Source organism: Embleya sp. NPDC050493 (assembly GCF_044458105.1).
In the GTDB taxonomy this organism is placed as follows: Bacteria; Actinomycetota; Actinomycetes; order Streptomycetales; family Streptomycetaceae; genus Embleya.
Genome location: NZ_JBITHP010000007.1, coordinates 50,659 through 65,920, shown reverse-complemented (window position 1 = coordinate 65,920; position 15,262 = coordinate 50,659). Strand labels below are relative to the sequence as shown.

Here is a 15,262-nt window from a genome sequence, read left to right as displayed (position 1 = left end):
GCCAGGTCCCGGCCGCCAACGTCGACACCGTCGTGGTGACGGTGTCGCTCGCGGCACCGCTCAAGCACGGTCGAACCGAACGTATGCTCGCCCTGGCATGGAGCCGGAAGGCGACTGGCGGGACGAGTACCACACGCCGCTCACCCAACGCATGGACCGAGCGGACCCGCAGCACCCCGGCATCCCGGAGGCCCCGGCCGCACACCGGACAGAGACCGACACGCGGCGCGAACACGGCGGCGACTACAACCACGCCGTCCACCTCCTCCGCCCTCACGCCCTCACGACCACAGCCCCGACACCACCGACACCACCGACACCACCGACACCACCGACACCACCGAGGACGGAACCATGACCACCTGGACCGCCTGTCCCGAGACCACCGAGGACATCCCCGCCATCCGCGACATCCTCCTCGCGGCCTTCCCCACCGCCCTGGAGGCCGACATCGTCGACGCCCTGCGCGCCGACCCGACGGCGTGGATCGACGGCCTGTCCATGGTCACCGCGACCCCCGACGGCACCGCGACCGGGTACGCGCTGCTCACCCGCTGCCACGTCGACGGCGCACCCGCCCTCGCCCTGGCGCCCTGCGCGGTGCTGCCCTCGGCCCAGCGCACCGGCGCCGGCGCCACCGCCATCCGCGCCGCACTCGACGCCGCCCGGGCCATGGGCGAAAACCTCGTTCTCGTCCTGGGACACGCCGACTACTACCCGCGGTTCGGCTTCACACCGGCCTCCCGCTTCGGTATCCGCGCACCCTTCGAGGTACCGGACGAGGCCATGATGGCCATGGCCCTCGACAACACCCGCACGGTCCCCGCCGGAACCATCCGGTACCCCGCCGCGTTCGGCGTCTGACCCCTCTTGTCGTGCCCCGGGGCTCGACACCCGGTCTTCGCCGCCACGCCCCCACGCGTCCCATCCCGCGCCACAGCGGGATCGCGACTCTCGCCCGCGGGGTGCGATCGCACGCACCGGGAGCCCCGTTCCGAGGCGGCCCGCCGTCGTGCCCCGCCCGCGTCGGTGGGTGTCCGGCCGGAAGGGCCCGACACCCACTCGCGGGGCGTCCGGCCGGTCCTCAGTCCCGATTCTCCTCGAGCTTGAGAGCCAGCCCGATCGCAAAGAAGGTGGGCGCCCACTCGCCCACGAACAGACCCCACCGGTCGGCACGGTCGACACCATGGGTTTCGACCTTCATCGACCCCATCCAGGACAACACCGACAACCCGATCGAGGCGAAACCCGCCATATAGGCGTGTTCGGAACGCAGACCCTTGTCGTGCAGCGTCTTGATCATCGAAGCCCTCTTCCTGAAAGAACGGTTGGCGCAAGGCCCCACGCCGGTACCCGCCACACCACCCGCCACAACCACAATCGACCCGTCCATCACCGCGCCCGCCCAAAAGTCTGGTTCGTCCCGGTGTGCGGCCTCGAAGCATCGGCGCGAGCGAAGCCGCCGCAAGGGCGCCGATCACCACGACCCCGGCGTTGTTCACCATCGCCCATGCCCGCCCTCGGTCCGGTCGGCGGTCTCACCGAAGACCCACGCGCACGCGGCCGCGCCCGTGACGTCCGGGAGCAGCGTGTGCACTTTCACCCCCGCCCCGCCCCCGGAGAACGGCCGCCCGCGCCGCCGGTCACGGCCCGCGTCCCGGCCGGAACCCGATTCGGCGCGACACGACCCGGGTAGCGGAACCCGACACCCGACCGACAACCCGTCACAGGAGGCACCGATGAGCGAGACCGGCGACATCACGGGGACCAAGGACAAGGACTACAACATCATCTGGTTCACCGAGGCATGCCTGAGCAACGCTCTCCGCCTGCAGACCTACATCCAGGACGCCGAACGCGCCGGCGACAACGAACTCGCCGAATTCTTCCGCCGCGCCCAGGGCGAAAGCCGCAAGGGCGCCGAACAGGCCAAGACACTCCTACGCGCACGACTGGACAACTGACCCCCGACACCCGAACGCCGGCGTGTCCCCCGCGGGACGGCCCCGGGGGGAACACGCCGACGACCGGCCGGACGCATCACCGCTCACCCGACCGTGACGCCCGTTCTCCCCCCGAGACATGCCGCACACCGTAGGACCGCGCGGGCGCATCGGGACAGGCCCTCGCATTCGGGAATCGGGGCCCCGAACGGCCGCCGTACCGGATCACCGCCGAAGGGTGATGCGTTCGGTGAGACGTCGTGCGGCGGAGTGTTCGTCGCCTGCGTCGATCAGCAGTTCGGGTCCGATGAGCCGGACGACGTCCTCGTAGGCGTCGCCGTGGTCGGTCAGGGTCCAGCCCTCCCACGCCTGGGGCAGCCGCGCGGGATCCAGGGGTGTGTCCAGTGACCACCAGTCGAGGCGACGGTTGGGCGCATCGAGGTGCAGGCCGGACCACGGGACCGACTCGAGCACCGTGAAGTCCGCGACGTCGTGCTGGGATCGAAGGTGTGCGTCCGGCCCCGCACACAGGTGGTCGGCCATGTCGCGGGCCCAGGAGCCCGCGAAGGACAACGCTCCGTCCCGGCTGCGTACCGCGCACAGGACCCGTCCCACCCGGCCGGGATCGTCGTCCTCGGTCGGGGCGAGCGCCCACTGCCGAGCCAGGCCGCGCGGCGGGTCGTCCAAGTAGGCGACGGTGGGGTACGGCAAGCCCAGGCGGTCCATGACCTCGTACAGACCACGGGCGATCCACGCCACCTCCCACCCCGACCACGCCTGACGCAGCATGCCCAGCCAGGCGCGGATCTCCGGCAGGTCGCACGGCGCCCCAAAGTTCGGCGCGATCTCCGCCGTGCTGTGCACGAACAGACGGCGCCGAGGCAGGTCCACGAGCACAACGCCCTGCCACCGCACGGAGTTCATCCAGAAGTCGGGCGTCCCACCCGGCAGAGTCCGGACGAAACGCGGGAACTCCACCGGACCGCGCAGAAGGTCGGCGTACAAGCGCCACGCGCCGCGCTCCTGAGACCAGACCCGATGGCCGCCCCGATCGACGATCACATGGTGTGCGTGCCCTCCGCCCATCCCTCGACCCTACGGGCCGTCCGTCACCCGAGCGGGCAGCGGGGCGACGTTTCGCCTCCCGCTGCCGGCGAGCCCGCGACGATCGCGATCCGTTTCCCGGTGACCGGTGACCGGTGACCGGCGGCCGGTGGCCGGTGGCCGGTGGCCGGTGGCCGGTGGCCGGTGACGCATTCGCTCACATGAGCGGAAACTGCTTTTCTTGGCCCCGAGCACCGGCTCGCCGTCCGACGACGCGACGCACCCCACGCGGCGCGACGGGCGGGACAGACCACACAGACGGGAAGCCCGACCCATCGTGAACTCGGCCCTCAAGTCGCTCCTCGCCGCCCTGATGGCATCCGGCCTGCTCCTGGCCACGACCGCCTGCCGACCCACCGACGAGAAGGACGAGAAGTACTTCTCCGGCGTCGCAGATACCCGCCCGTACGAGGAGTGGCTCGCGGCACGTTCGGACATATCCGCCGACCTCGCACTCTCGGGCCGATTCCGTACCGTTCCGGGCCACGACGCGGCCAGGGGCGGGGCGCGCGTACTGCGCTATCGCATACAGGTCGAGGAGGGCCTGTCGATCGACGCCAAGTACCTCGCGCGCGCCGTGCACGAGACGCTCAACGACACGCGCAGTTGGGGAGGTGACGGAACCGTCGCCCTGGAACGGGTGAGTTCGGGGGAATCCTCCTTCGTCGTCACCCTCGCCAGTACCGGCACGGTCAACACGTGGTGCGCCAAGGACGGGCTGGACACCGGCGAACAACGCGTCTCGTGCAACGTCGCCTCCACCCGGCGGGTGATGCTCAACGCGTGGCGGTGGGCGACGGGATCCACCACCTACGGCAAAGACCTGGCGAACTACCGACGCATGCTGATCAACCACGAAGTCGGCCATCGGCTCGGTCACATGCACGAGACGTGCGACCGCGCGGGCGCCCCCGCGCCGGTGATGATGCAGCAGACGCTGACCCTGGTCACCGGCGGCGCCACGTGTACGCCCAACCCGTGGCCGCGCCCGTAGTCGAACGGTCCGTCCGACCGGAGGAAGCCGTTCCGGTACGGACCAGGCCCCGGGATTGTCGGCCCCACCCCCGCAGTCTCGCGACCTCGACCCCTGGGCAAACGCGGAACACTCGCGCAGGATGGTCGGCGGGGTTGGTCAGCCCCACCGGCGAACCGCACCGGCGGTGAACCGGCTTCGGGGCCTGTCCTTCGACAGCGTCGTCGAAGCGTGGACAGGCTCCGAGCAATCGGCCGGGCAGCGGCCCGCGCCTCACTCTCGGAGGAACAGTGACCGTCACTCATCACGGTGACAGGCTCAACGGCGAGCCTGTCACGATCACGGCATCCACGACACGGATCGCGTCGTGGCTGGAGGACATCGCGACGGTGGACCGGATCCACCACTACCTGGACGCCCAACTCCGCAACCGGACCACGGATCCCGGTGCGAGACCGCTTCGTGCGATGCGCCTGCACAACGACGAGGCGCAGGCCTCGATCCTCTCGGCCGTACGTGCCGGCGCCACGGAGACGACGGACGGCCCGCTCGCGAAGGAGCTGGGCGACCACGCGGCGCGCTGGGCGCACGCGTTGGCCCGCCTGGTCGAGAACGCGGGGTGGTTCGACCACCTGTGCGACGCCCTGATCGCGACCCACCAGGTCGTGCGAGTGGGCCCCGCCAAACCCTGCGGTCGCTGCGGGAACGCCGGCGAGCGGGTGGTGTACACCAGCCTCTACCCGGGCGTCATGGACCGGGTCACCGTGTCCTGCCGGCCGTGCGGCAGAACCGCCCACCACCCCTACGGCGAACCCGGTCCCGAGATCGACGCCCGCCTGGGCGCCCGCGCCGGCTGCGCCGTCCTGGAGATCACGACGGTCGCCGATCCGCGAGCCGTCGCCCCGACGGCGATGTACTTCCGGCTCGCTCCCGGCGATGTGGACGGCGGCCCCGGGAAGCCGCTGCCCGGGGAGCACTTCCGCCTGGAACCGGGTGGGCGTTCGGCCACGACGATGGAGCTTCCCGCCGCGCCGGGAGAGGGTGCCCGACTCCAGGTCCTGTGCGTCGGCGGGTTCCAGGTCTCCACGCGAGCTGTCGCGCTCTCCGGCCTGGCGTCGATCCCACGCCCCCGCGCCACGATGTCCCGCCGCCGAGACGCCCGCACGGTCACGTCGAAGCCCGGTGCGGTGATCATCGAGCAGGCGGCCGGCGCCGAGCCCGCCCGATCGAAGGCATAGCACCCGTCCCCACCCGTCGCCGCCCGGAACGACGACCCGTTCCGGGCGGTCGGCACGGGGAGATCGCCCCACCGCCTCGGACCTCCGCTACGCCCGGCGCGTACGCTCGTCGGCGACCACTTCGAGGGCGACAGGCCATCACCGATTCCGCGTCCGTGTCCTCCGGGCGCGTGCTGCTCGCCGAGTACGACCTACAGCGCCGGGCGATCTCGAACCCCCTGGTCGGCCGGGGCCGTATGCGACGCACTCATCGACGGGCGGCACCGGGCGATCCTGCCCGCGCGCATCCGAGGCGACGGCCGGCCCGTGAGCGTGCGGGGGCGGTGCCGCGGCCGAGATCGCGGACACCGCGCGGGCGCCGGCTGCCTTCGGCGTCGACACCGTCGTGGGCTTCACCGGTTCGGCCTTCCGGCATCTGGTCGCCATGTTCCCGCCCGCCGCCGAGCCATGGTCGAGGACGACCTCCAGGACTGGGTTCCATCGGCGGCGTGGGCCCCGTCTCCGTCGCGTGGGAGGACGCGGGCGCGGACCGCCCGCGGCGTGCGCCGGAGGCACTCGCCCATCTCGGGAGCTTCGACCTCGAACGGCCCTCCGCCTCCTTCGACCCGGCCTTCGAGCAAACCGACCGAGGCGGTATCCCGAGCACCGGACCGCTCCGGTGGTGGGAACGACGGCCCGGCGGCTTCCGACCGGCACGTTCCCGCAGGCGCCGGGAGCAGTCCCCTCGCAAGCATTGGCATCGATAACATCCTCTGCCATAGTGCCTGACATCGGCGCGCGAGCGCCGGCACGACATACTCGCGATCCACTCGGAGTTCCGGCCTTTCCAGGCCGTCACGGCCGAGCAACCTGCTCTGTTATCGATATCAGAATGTCCTGTCGACACGTAGCACGGCAGGTCGTCGGAGAACGGAGAGAGATGTCACCTCCCGGAAGAATCATCGTGGCGGTCCTCGGCACGGCCCTGGCGCTCGTGGGCGTCGGCGCGCCGACGACGACGGCTTCGCCAACGGACAGGACCTCGCCGACGGCGGCCGCCCAGTCTTCACCGACGGCGGCCCCGTCCTCCGCCACATATTCCGTCGCCGTAGGCGCCAAAGGCTCGTGGACGCACCCGGACGACACCCCGGCCAACCCGTACATCGACAAGGACGGCACCTTCTACTTCCAGCAGGCCCATTCCCTCTACGGCGCCACCCAGGATCGTGCGTGGAGCTTCTTCACCGGGACCGACTTCGACTCGGCCGCCTTCTCCGATGCGATCGGCAACGCGGGCACGAATCCGGATACCACCGCCCTCTGCAACAACAGCCCCACCGGCGTGGAGTCCACCTACGCGCCCGGCACTTCGGGCTACTCGCAGCGGAACTTCTGCGACCTGACCGGGATGTGGGTGGATCCGGACACCGGCGACTGGTACGGGCTGGTCCACAACGAGTTCAGTCCGCAACCCTTCGGCGACGGCGTCCACTACGACTCCATCGACTACGCCATCTCCCGGGACCGAGGCCGGACGTGGACGATCAAGGACCACGCCATCACGTCCCCCTACAGCACCAAGCGGGGTGACACCGCCGCCTTCCCGAACCAGACCTACTACTACGGCGACGGCGACCAACGGCTGTACGTGGACACCGCCTCGGGCTACTTCTACGCCTTCTACGGCTCGCGCGCCGTGGACAAGAACGGCGGCTGGAAGGCGTTCTACGCCCACGTGGCCCGGGCACCCATCTCGGGGAAGATGGCGGCCGGTTCCTGGCAGAAGTGGTACGACGGCTCCTGGTCGCAACCCGGTGTGGGCGGCAAGGAGAGCAACATGGTGCCGGTGAACTCCGCCGACACCACGGGCTACACGCCCGCGTCGAAGGAGTACGACCCGGCCAACACCGGCACGGTGGCCCAGCAGGTCGCGGCCGGCACCGCCCCGCCGACCTCGCCGCTGTTCGTCATGGACATCACGTACAACGCCTACCTGGGGCTGTACATCGGGCAGCCGCAGGCGGTCGACCAAAGCGGAAACGCGCCCCAGCAGTTCTACGCCACCGACAACCTCGCCACCCAGAAGTGGACGCTGATCGGCGACACCGGCGGCTACCACACGGCCTCGTGGTACCGCTGGTTCCTCGACGGCACGAGCAAGACCGGTTCCGCCATCGTCGGCAAGGACTTCCGCTCCTACTGCTCCTTCGGCTGCTCCGCCGGCTCCTCCGGCGAGTACGTCAACCTCGCCATCGCCGGTTCGGCGCCCACCGTCCCGCCGTTCGACCCCGCGAAGACCTACCGCATCGGCAGCGGGGGCAACCGCGTCCTGGCCCAGGTATCCGTCGGATCCGCCACCACCTCACTCGCCGCCTCCGATGGATCGAACCTGGACGCGTGGAGCTTCGCGGCCAACGGTGACGGCTCCTACCGCATCACCAACGCCGCCACCGGCCGACTCCTCGGCGTACCCGGCACGCCGGCTGCGGGTCGTGCCTGGGGAACCGCGCCCACCGTCACGCCGGCCGGCGCCGGCGGGCCGACCGTCGGCCAGCAGTGGTTCGTCATCCCCACGACCTCCGCCGGCAACGGTGGGGCCGCGGGCACCTACAAGCTGGTGAACCGCTACAGCGGCCTGGTCATCGGCCTCTCCGCCACGACCGGCCGACTCGCCGAGACGACCCCGGCCCGGGCCTGGACCGACACCACCGGCAACCCCGTCGGCGCGGGCCGCACCGCCGCGGAGCAGACCCTGACCATCACCGCGATCGGCACCGGGCCCGGTTCCCTGGACGGCATCCACACCCTTACCACCGGTGGCAAGGCACTCGACGACCCGAACCACAGCACCGCCGCGGGCACCCCACTCATCACCTGGACCGCCGGCGCCGGCCTCAACCAGAGTTGGCGGTTCACCCGGCAGAGCGACGGCTCCTACGAACTGGCCAACGCCGAATCCGGGTTGTGCGCCGACGTCGAAGGCGCCTCCACCACGGCCGGCGCCAGGATCATCCAATGGACCTGCAACGGCCACGACAATCAGCACTGGACCGTCACCAGGCAACCCACCGGCACCTACATCGTCGCTTCCGTGCGCAGCGGACTACCGCTCACCACCGCCTCCGCCGCGAACGGCGCCCCGGTGACGCAGCAACCGGACGTTCAATCGCCGCTCCAGCGGTGGACGATCACCTGACCGGATCCGGCCTACGGAACACCCAGGCGAGGTCCGTCCCCGCCGCCCGCGCATGTCATCGATCCCAATCCGGGGGTCGGTCGGGCCGCCTTGTATCGATATCCCGTTTGTGATCGACTGGCATCGATATCAAGGCGGCTCGACGGGGAAGGAGCCCCATGGCGAACGACGGCGCATCCCACACCGCCCGGCCTCCCGGGATGGCCGATGTCGCCAGGGTCGCGGGCGTCTCCGCGCAGACCGTCTCCCGGGCGCTGGCCGGCCATCCGAACGTCCAGGCCGCGACCCTCGCGCGAGTGCTCGTCGCCGTGGATCAACTCGGCTACCGCAAGAACAACGCGGCCAGGGTGCTCTCCTCCGGCCGCAGCCGCTCCATCGGCGTGGTCACGCTACAGACCGGCTTCCACTCGCGGACCGCCCTCACCGTCGGCGTCGAACGCGCGGCGGACCGGGCCGGCTACACCGTGAGTACCGCCACCACCGCCTCGCTGGACACCTCCGCGATCGAAGCCGCGCTCGTTCGGCTGTCCGAACAACACGTCGAGGGCGTCATCCTCGCCGTGCCGCTGATCCACGTCAGCCGACGCATCGAACAGCTCACCTCCGCGGTGCCCACCATCACCGTCGACGGTTCGCGTACTGCGGCGACCGAAGTGGTGGCCGTGGACCAGCAGTTGGTGGCCGGGCTGGCCACCCGGCACCTGCTCGACCTCGGACACGAGACGGTCTGGCACGTCTCCGGGCCGCAGGAGTGGCTCGACGCGGCCAGCCGCTCGCGGGGCTGGCTCGCGACCCTGGAGGAGGAGGGCCGGTCGGCACCGCCGGTGTTGGAGGGCGACTGGTCGCCCGCCTCCGGCTATCGCAACGGCCTGATCCTGGGCAAGATCCCCGACGTCACCGCGGTCTTCGTGGCCAGCGACGAGATGGCCTTCGGGGTGATCCGCGCCCTGCACGAACTCGGCCGGCGCGTGCCCGCGGACATCTCCGTGGTGGGTGTGGACGACATCCCGTTGGCCGAGTACTGCTCGCCGTCCCTGACCACGGTGGCCCAGCCGTTCGAGGAGATGGGAGCCCTCGCGGTCGGCCACCTCCTGCGCCACATCGCCGACCCGTCGGCCCCGGAGCAACCGGCCACGGTGGAACCGGCGCTCGTGGTACGAGCCAGCACGGGACCGGCACCCGGAGCGTAGTCGCGGCCTCGCCGATCGAAGCCACACCCCGACCGGTCCCGTGGTCGAACGCCGGTTGCACTGTCCCGAGAGAGCCGGCGGTAGCCCCCGAATCCCTCCGCGCCCCACCGGCCGAGCATGGGCGCGCGGCGGGCCGGACGGGTCACCGAGATGCGGCGGGCGCCCGGGGGATGGCGGGGCTCCGGGTCGGGGCCGACGGGCGGATGTCGGTCCCGCCTGCTTCGGGAGTGGCCGATTCCTTTCGGCGGTGGCCGAGGTCTACATGGTGGAGGCGCGGCCCGGGACAGGTCCGCCCCGATCGTGTACGCCCGGAACGAAAGGCTGATCGACGATGAGCATTCCCGAGACCATGCGCGCGCTGCGGCAGACCTCCCTCGACGGTCCGCAGGACATGCACCTGATCACCGACGCGCCCGTGCCCGTCCCCGGCCGGGGACGGGCACGGGGCGAGGTCCTGCTCCGGGTCGCCGCCGCCGGGGTCGACTTCGCCGACGTCTCGAAGGCCCACGGTACGTTCCGGGGCGGCCCGCAGGCGCCGTACCCGGCGGGCTTCGAGGCCGCCGGCGAGGTCGTCGCCGTGGGCGAGGGGGTGACCGGCCCGCGGCCGGGCGGCCGGCGCGCGTCCGTTTGTCGGTGATCACCACGCCGGCCGTCACCAGTGCGGCGGCGGGCCTGCCGCCGGCGGGAGGTGTTCCAGCCGCAGCGACGGGCGACGGCGGCACGCCACCGGACTACAGGTCCAGGACCGCGCGCAGGGCCTGGTCGACGCGTTCCATCACGGTGGGGTCGACGGCGCCGAGGAGTTTCGCGTCGTCGAAGCGGGTGGTGCGCAGTTGTTGGAGGTTGACCGCCACGGCCGTGCACGGCAGGGGGTCCTCGACGACGACGGACATCGCGGTGTCCGGGTAGCGCCCCGCGGGGTGCAGCACGATCGCCAGGAGTGCCGCGTAGGCCTGTTCGAGACCGTCGAGCGAGACGATCAGGACGTTGCGGCTGTCGCCGAGGGTCCAGATCTCGCCTCGCCTCACAGGCTGTCGCCCTCGCCGCACAGGTCCTCGCCCAGGCCGAGCCCGGCCAGGTGTCGGGCGGCGTCCAGGACCGCCTGCCGGCGGGCGGCCCGCACGATGTAGGCGTTCAGGGACAGGCCCGCCGCCGCCGCACCCGCGCGGATCGAGGCGTCCAGATCATCGGGAATCCGCAACGTCATCACCGTCATGACACCAACCTAGCAACCGGGATCCGGTGGCGTCACCGGTGGCAAGGGGTTCGCTTCCACGCCGGTCGGCCCGGCCGTGGTCCGACCCGGCCGTGGTCCCGACCTCGCGCACGGCCGGTCACGATCACTGTGGCGTCCGGCTCCATCGCCGGTCGGGGCGAACGGATGGCAATCGCCGGTACGTCCCCGCCACCGGGGACCACCACATCGCCCCGGCTGCCCGAGCACGAGGGCTCCGGCACCGGCGCGCCGGCCGGGACCGGAGGCGACGGCGTTCGCAGGCCACATGTACTCGTCGCGAGAAGCGCCGCCGCCGAGCCGTCGGCAAGGCATCGGAGGGTCGTGTCCGGGGGCGAGTCATGCGGCGACGTGCTGCCCAGGGGCGCGCAGGCGGGCGTGGAGGGTCTGCCGGGAGATGCCGGTCTGCGTGCGAGGGCGGCGATGTCGACGTCGACGTCGACGTCGGCACCCGTGGCCTTGATCCGCTCGCCATACGGACGATCTCGCTCATCGCCCCGGCGCGCGCCTCGTTTCCGTTTCGGGCGAATCCGGATCGAGTTGGGCGACGGGTCGGTCGGGGCGAAAGCGGGGCCGTTCGTGGGCAAGCAGCCGTCGGTGTCCGGCAGTCGGTACCGGCCGTCGATGTCCGGCAGTCGGTACCGGCAGTCCGGGCGGCCTCGGGCGCAGTGGCACACGAGCCGAGCCGATCCCACCCGGGATCGGCCGAGGGGGGCGAGCACCGGGACGATGCGCGGGCGGTGCCTCAGAACTCCCCGTGCCCACCGGTGGAACCCCCGCTGCGGGCAATGGCCGTGAGGACGGTGAACAAGATGGTCGCTCCGAGCCACAACAGGGCTGCGGACAAGTCGACGGACATCGCGATATCGGTCCTGCCGTCGCCGAAGTACACGTTACACAGGCCCCATACGGAGGTGTCCTCGGCCCGGATCAGAGCGTAGACGAGTTCGCCCACGACGGCCGCGACCCAGAGGGAGGCGGCGACGGAGGCGCCCGCCCGGACGGCGGAGCGGTCGGAGTTGCTCATGGCGGAGGCGTCCTCTTTCCGCGTGACTTTCCCGTGGCTTCCCCGTGACGCACGTGTCCGGCCGAGGGCTCGGGCACCGGGCGCGGCAAAGCACGATTCGGCGGGGCCGGCGTCCTGCTGGGGCGCGACCGATCGAATGGACCGAGGCACGCGACGTGCGGGGCGCGCCCGGCGGAGAGGTGGCGGTGCTCTGGTAAACCCTAGGGCGAATCCCGCCCCACGCAAAGGACTTCGCCAGTTCGTGAAGCGGAGTGACCGGACCCGTTCGGGAGTCTTCGGGAATGAAGACTCGGCGTGTACCGAACACAAGGGGGCGCGGCGCACGCTGCTCCCGAAGCACCCACGATCAGGTCACGTTCTGTCCCATTCCATTTTCGGAATCTTCCCGTAGACCTCGTCCGCGGAACCGGGTGCCCATTCCCGTGCCACGAGAACCGGTCGGGTCCTCAGCACGTCCACGGACCGCTGGGAGCGCATCACCAGGCCCAACGCCTCGATCGCCGTGCCCCCCTCGAGGGTGAAGCGAATGTCCATGCCGTTGTGTTCCGCGTGGTCCACGACCTGCTCCGCCACCTTGGACGGACGTCCACCCACGAGGTCGACATCCCCGATGCGAACCTGCGGGCCCCGCTCCGCGTGCAGGGCGACGGCGCACAGTCCGGACGCGCCCTCACCGAAGTACAGCGAGACGCCGAGATCGTCGAACTCCATCCATCGCCCCGGGATGTAGGACGTGGGGTCGAGCAGGGCAGCCCGCACCTCGTCGAACGTCATACCGAACCGCAGCGGCCCCACTCCCACAAATGGAATGAAATCCCACTTCACTCCGTCCCGCACGGCCCATGCTTCCTCCACGCCCCGAATCTCCTATCCCCGACCCGAAGGCCGCTTCGCGCACGCGACCGCCCTCGCCACTTTCGGTCGTCGGCCAGGACGTCGTCCCACACCTGACCACCATTCGCCCGGATCGACAACCAACGGCGCAGCGACACGGCATGGCACAGCCGTTGTGGGGGCTCTGTCCCCGGTCGCCTTGGCAACCTTCGGCGTCGTCGGGCAGTGCCGGGTCGTCCACCGCGATCAACGACAGGTGCCATTCCATCGAGCAGCCGCCGCAGGCCGGGTGCAGCCGTGACGTCACCCGGAGCTTCGACGTCGAAGGCACGGCGTTCCGCACAATCGTCGACACGCCGGGAGCGGCGACTTCCCACACCGACCGCGACTTCGAACCGATCGTGCGGTCAGCCCGCCGTCCACGGGTGCAGTTTGTCGGGGTTGCGCACGGCCCAGATGCGCGTGATCCGGTCGTGCGCGACGTCGAACGCGTACACCGCCACGATGACGCCCTCGTGCTCGATCACCAGACCGGCCCGGCCGTTGACCGTGCGCTCCAGGACCATCAGGCCGCCGGATGCCCGGACGGCGAGGTCCGTGAGGTAGCGCGCGATCCCCTCGCCGCCCTCGATCGGGTGGAGCGCGGCGGCGACCACGCCGCCGCCGTCCACCGTGAAGGTGGCGCCGGGGGCGAGGAGGCCGACGAGGGCGTTGATGTCCTGTGCGTCCCACGCTCGCTTGAAGTCCGCGACGAGGCCCGCCTGATGGGCCGCCGGGGCCTCGGCGGGCCGGGAGGTTCGTACCCGGCGTCGGGCGGAGGAGGCCAGTTCGCGGCACGCCGCCGGGGTGCGGCCGGTGATCTCGGCGATCTCGGCGAACGCGAAGCCGAAGACGTCGTGCAGGATGAGCGCGACCCGCTGGGCCGGGGTCATGGCTTCGAGGACGACGAGAAACGCCATGCTCACCGACTCGTCGAGCGTGATCCGGTCGGCCGGGTCCGCGGGGTCGGTCGCGGCGGTACCCGGGCGCCCGCCGATCCACTCGGTCCGCCCGGGCAGCGGCTCCGGGACCCATTCGCCCACGTAGCGCTCACGCCGCACACGTGCCGAGCCGAGGAGGTCCAGGCACACACGGGTGGCGACCGTCGTCAGCCAGGCGCCGGGCGAGTCGATGGCGTCCTGCCGCCGGCGGGACATGGCGTACCAGCGGGTGTAGGTCTCCTGGACCGCGTCCTCGGCCTCGACCAGGGAACCGAGGAGCCGGTAGGCGAGACCGATCAGGCGGCGCCGCTCGCCGATGATCGCACCCAAGCCCGCGTCGGACTCGTCGTGCCGTGATGCCGCGTGATCGGTCATGGTTTCGCCGGCTCCCCAAGTTCGGATCGTCCCTCACCGGTCCGACGAGAGAGCACGTCCGATTGTCAGGTCCGCGACTCCTCCTGACGTTCCGCGGGGCCGCGTCGTCATACCGCTCGAAGACACCACCGGCCCGGAGAGCCCGGGTAGGACACCTCAGGAGACGGCGATGACCAGGATCGGAATACTCATCGGCAGCACCCGCCCCGGCCGCAAGGGCGACCGGGTCGCCCGGTGGGTTCACGAGCGGGCGGCCCGCCGCGGCGACGCCGAATTCGAGGTGATCGACCTGCTCGACCACCCGCTGCCGCACCTGGACGAGCCGCTGCCCGCGCTCGCCGGGCGGTATCGGCACGGGCACACCCGGGCCTGGGCGGACACCATCGCCCGCTTCGACGGATTCGTCATGGTCACCCCGGAGTACAACGCCTCCATCCCCGGCGTCCTGAAGAACGCCATCGACTACCTGTACGCGGAGTGGACCCACAAGGCCGTCGGGTTCGTCTCCTACGGCGGTGGGGGCGGCACCCGCGCGGCCCGGCAGCTGCGGACAGTGTGCGAGCTGCTTCGGATGGCTGCCGTGACCCCACAGGTCTCGCTGTCCCTGCACACCGACTTCGAGGACGACGCGACACTCACCCCGGGCGCCCACCACGTCAGCGCCCTGGACACACTGCTGGACGCCGTCGTCGCCCACAGCACGGAAGGACGGACGGCCACGCCCACACAGCGCGAAACGGACGAAGCCGCGATCCGCCGCCACATCGGCCAGGTCATCGACGCGATCCGGGCCAAGGACCTCGAGGGCCTGAGGCGGCACTACTCCACGGACGTCGTCTCCTTCGACATCGATCCGCCGCTCCGGCACGTGGGGATCGACGCGAAACTCGAGAACTGGGCGAACGTGTTCACGTTCTTCCGGGAGGTGACCTACGAACTGCGCCACCTGATGCCCACGGTGGGCGAAGACGTGGCGTTCACGCACGCGTTCGGTCGCCTCAGCGGCACACTGCCCGACGGAACGGCGGTGGGCGGCATGTGGGTCCGGGTCACCTTCTGCTTCCGGAAGATCGACGGCGATTGGCTGATCACGCACGACCAGGTCTCCGTACCGCTGGACATGCCGAGCGGCAGGGGGGTCGTCGACCTCGAACCGTGACGCCTGCGGGCCCCTGCGGCTCCCGGGCCG

Annotated in this window: 15 protein-coding genes and 1 pseudogene; 9 read left to right on the top strand and 7 right to left on the bottom strand. The window is 71.0% G+C overall.

Annotated features, from left to right (window positions below; all coding sequences use genetic code 11):
- The first annotated feature begins 354 nt into the window (after window positions 1–354).
- On the top strand, window positions 355–864 hold the full coding sequence (locus tag ACIBM5_RS16165; RefSeq protein WP_396007426.1) for a GNAT family N-acetyltransferase: 510 nt from the start codon (window positions 355–357) through the stop codon (window positions 862–864).
- 220 nt (window positions 865–1,084) lie between these two features.
- On the opposite strand, the gene ACIBM5_RS16160 is transcribed toward ACIBM5_RS16165, so the two are convergent.
- Window positions 1,085–1,303 (bottom strand): hypothetical protein, encoded by a 219-nt coding sequence (locus tag ACIBM5_RS16160; RefSeq protein WP_396007425.1) that lies wholly within the window; start codon window positions 1,301–1,303, stop codon window positions 1,085–1,087.
- 436 nt (window positions 1,304–1,739) lie between these two features.
- On the opposite strand from ACIBM5_RS16160, the gene ACIBM5_RS16155 reads away from it, so the two are divergent.
- On the top strand, window positions 1,740–1,964 hold the full coding sequence (locus ACIBM5_RS16155; RefSeq protein WP_396007424.1) for a hypothetical protein: 225 nt from the start codon (window positions 1,740–1,742) through the stop codon (window positions 1,962–1,964).
- A gap of 204 nt (window positions 1,965–2,168) precedes the next feature.
- On the opposite strand, the gene ACIBM5_RS16150 is transcribed toward ACIBM5_RS16155, so the two are convergent.
- Window positions 2,169–3,029, bottom strand: a complete 861-nt coding sequence (locus ACIBM5_RS16150; protein ID WP_396007423.1) for a hypothetical protein — start codon at window positions 3,027–3,029, stop codon at window positions 2,169–2,171.
- A 295-nt stretch (window positions 3,030–3,324) separates the two neighbouring features.
- Between ACIBM5_RS16150 and ACIBM5_RS16145 the strand changes: the two genes are divergently transcribed.
- From ACIBM5_RS16145 to ACIBM5_RS16120, 6 genes and pseudogenes are all read left to right on the top strand, one after another.
- Window positions 3,325–4,041: a DUF3152 domain-containing protein gene (locus ACIBM5_RS16145; protein ID WP_396007422.1), complete on the top strand. Its 717-nt coding sequence runs from the start codon at window positions 3,325–3,327 to the stop codon at window positions 4,039–4,041.
- A 269-nt stretch (window positions 4,042–4,310) separates the two neighbouring features.
- Window positions 4,311–5,258, top strand: coding sequence for a hypothetical protein (locus ACIBM5_RS16140; protein WP_396007421.1), 948 nt, complete (start codon window positions 4,311–4,313; stop codon window positions 5,256–5,258).
- Window positions 5,259–5,369: 111 nt separating this feature from the next.
- A pseudogene (locus tag ACIBM5_RS16135) lies at window positions 5,370–5,872 on the top strand (hypothetical protein); the annotation flags it as partial.
- Between the two features lie 305 nt (window positions 5,873–6,177).
- Window positions 6,178–8,433: an RICIN domain-containing protein gene (locus ACIBM5_RS16130; RefSeq protein WP_396007420.1), complete on the top strand. Its 2,256-nt coding sequence runs from the start codon at window positions 6,178–6,180 to the stop codon at window positions 8,431–8,433.
- 158 nt (window positions 8,434–8,591) lie between these two features.
- Window positions 8,592–9,623: a LacI family DNA-binding transcriptional regulator gene (locus tag ACIBM5_RS16125; protein ID WP_396007419.1), complete on the top strand. Its 1,032-nt coding sequence runs from the start codon at window positions 8,592–8,594 to the stop codon at window positions 9,621–9,623.
- Between the two features lie 331 nt (window positions 9,624–9,954).
- Entirely contained in the window at window positions 9,955–10,260 is a 306-nt protein-coding gene (locus tag ACIBM5_RS16120) for an alcohol dehydrogenase catalytic domain-containing protein (RefSeq protein ID WP_396007418.1), read from the top strand.
- A 94-nt stretch (window positions 10,261–10,354) separates the two neighbouring features.
- On the opposite strand, the gene ACIBM5_RS16115 is transcribed toward ACIBM5_RS16120, so the two are convergent.
- The 5 genes from ACIBM5_RS16115 to sigJ form a co-directional block, all read right to left on the bottom strand.
- Window positions 10,355–10,651 (bottom strand): hypothetical protein, encoded by a 297-nt coding sequence (locus ACIBM5_RS16115; protein ID WP_396007417.1) that lies wholly within the window; start codon window positions 10,649–10,651, stop codon window positions 10,355–10,357.
- Window positions 10,648–10,839 (bottom strand): toxin-antitoxin system HicB family antitoxin, encoded by a 192-nt coding sequence (locus ACIBM5_RS16110; protein WP_331768951.1) that lies wholly within the window; start codon window positions 10,837–10,839, stop codon window positions 10,648–10,650. Before ACIBM5_RS16110 ends, ACIBM5_RS16115 begins: the two co-directional genes overlap by 4 nt.
- A gap of 763 nt (window positions 10,840–11,602) precedes the next feature.
- Window positions 11,603–11,884 (bottom strand): hypothetical protein, encoded by a 282-nt coding sequence (locus ACIBM5_RS16105; protein WP_396007416.1) that lies wholly within the window; start codon window positions 11,882–11,884, stop codon window positions 11,603–11,605.
- Window positions 11,885–12,235: 351 nt separating this feature from the next.
- Window positions 12,236–12,658 (bottom strand): hypothetical protein, encoded by a 423-nt coding sequence (locus ACIBM5_RS16100; RefSeq protein WP_396007415.1) that lies wholly within the window; start codon window positions 12,656–12,658, stop codon window positions 12,236–12,238.
- Window positions 12,659–13,125: 467 nt separating this feature from the next.
- A complete protein-coding gene (gene sigJ / locus ACIBM5_RS16095; protein WP_396007414.1) occupies window positions 13,126–14,073 on the bottom strand; it encodes an RNA polymerase sigma factor SigJ in 948 nt (315 codons plus the stop codon).
- Window positions 14,074–14,242: 169 nt separating this feature from the next.
- Here sigJ and ACIBM5_RS16090 point away from each other — a divergent pair, with 169 nt between their 5' ends.
- The gene (locus ACIBM5_RS16090) at window positions 14,243–15,232 is read left to right on the top strand and encodes an NAD(P)H-dependent oxidoreductase (RefSeq protein ID WP_396007413.1); all 990 of its coding nucleotides are present in this window, start codon (window positions 14,243–14,245) and stop codon (window positions 15,230–15,232) included.
- Window positions 15,233–15,262 lie beyond the last annotated feature (30 nt).

What these genes read in the sequence shown, in the direction of transcription:
- ACIBM5_RS16160 (WP_396007425.1), bottom strand. Translation starts at nt 1,303, where the DNA reads ATGATCAAGACGCTGCACGACAAGGGTCTGCGTTCCGAACACGCCTAT.
- ACIBM5_RS16130 (WP_396007420.1), top strand. Translation starts at nt 6,178, where the DNA reads ATGTCACCTCCCGGAAGAATCATCGTGGCGGTCCTCGGCACGGCCCTG.
- ACIBM5_RS16120 (WP_396007418.1), top strand. Translation starts at nt 9,955, where the DNA reads ATGAGCATTCCCGAGACCATGCGCGCGCTGCGGCAGACCTCCCTCGAC.
- ACIBM5_RS16155 (WP_396007424.1), top strand. Translation starts at nt 1,740, where the DNA reads ATGAGCGAGACCGGCGACATCACGGGGACCAAGGACAAGGACTACAAC.
- ACIBM5_RS16090 (WP_396007413.1), top strand. Translation starts at nt 14,243, where the DNA reads ATGACCAGGATCGGAATACTCATCGGCAGCACCCGCCCCGGCCGCAAG.
- ACIBM5_RS16110 (WP_331768951.1), bottom strand. Translation starts at nt 10,839, where the DNA reads ATGACGGTGATGACGTTGCGGATTCCCGATGATCTGGACGCCTCGATC.
- ACIBM5_RS16125 (WP_396007419.1), top strand. Translation starts at nt 8,592, where the DNA reads ATGGCGAACGACGGCGCATCCCACACCGCCCGGCCTCCCGGGATGGCC.
- sigJ (WP_396007414.1), bottom strand. Translation starts at nt 14,073, where the DNA reads ATGACCGATCACGCGGCATCACGGCACGACGAGTCCGACGCGGGCTTG.
- ACIBM5_RS16150 (WP_396007423.1), bottom strand. Translation starts at nt 3,029, where the DNA reads ATGGGCGGAGGGCACGCACACCATGTGATCGTCGATCGGGGCGGCCAT.
- ACIBM5_RS16105 (WP_396007416.1), bottom strand. Translation starts at nt 11,884, where the DNA reads ATGAGCAACTCCGACCGCTCCGCCGTCCGGGCGGGCGCCTCCGTCGCC.
- ACIBM5_RS16100 (WP_396007415.1), bottom strand. Translation starts at nt 12,658, where the DNA reads ATGACGTTCGACGAGGTGCGGGCTGCCCTGCTCGACCCCACGTCCTAC.
- ACIBM5_RS16165 (WP_396007426.1), top strand. Translation starts at nt 355, where the DNA reads ATGACCACCTGGACCGCCTGTCCCGAGACCACCGAGGACATCCCCGCC.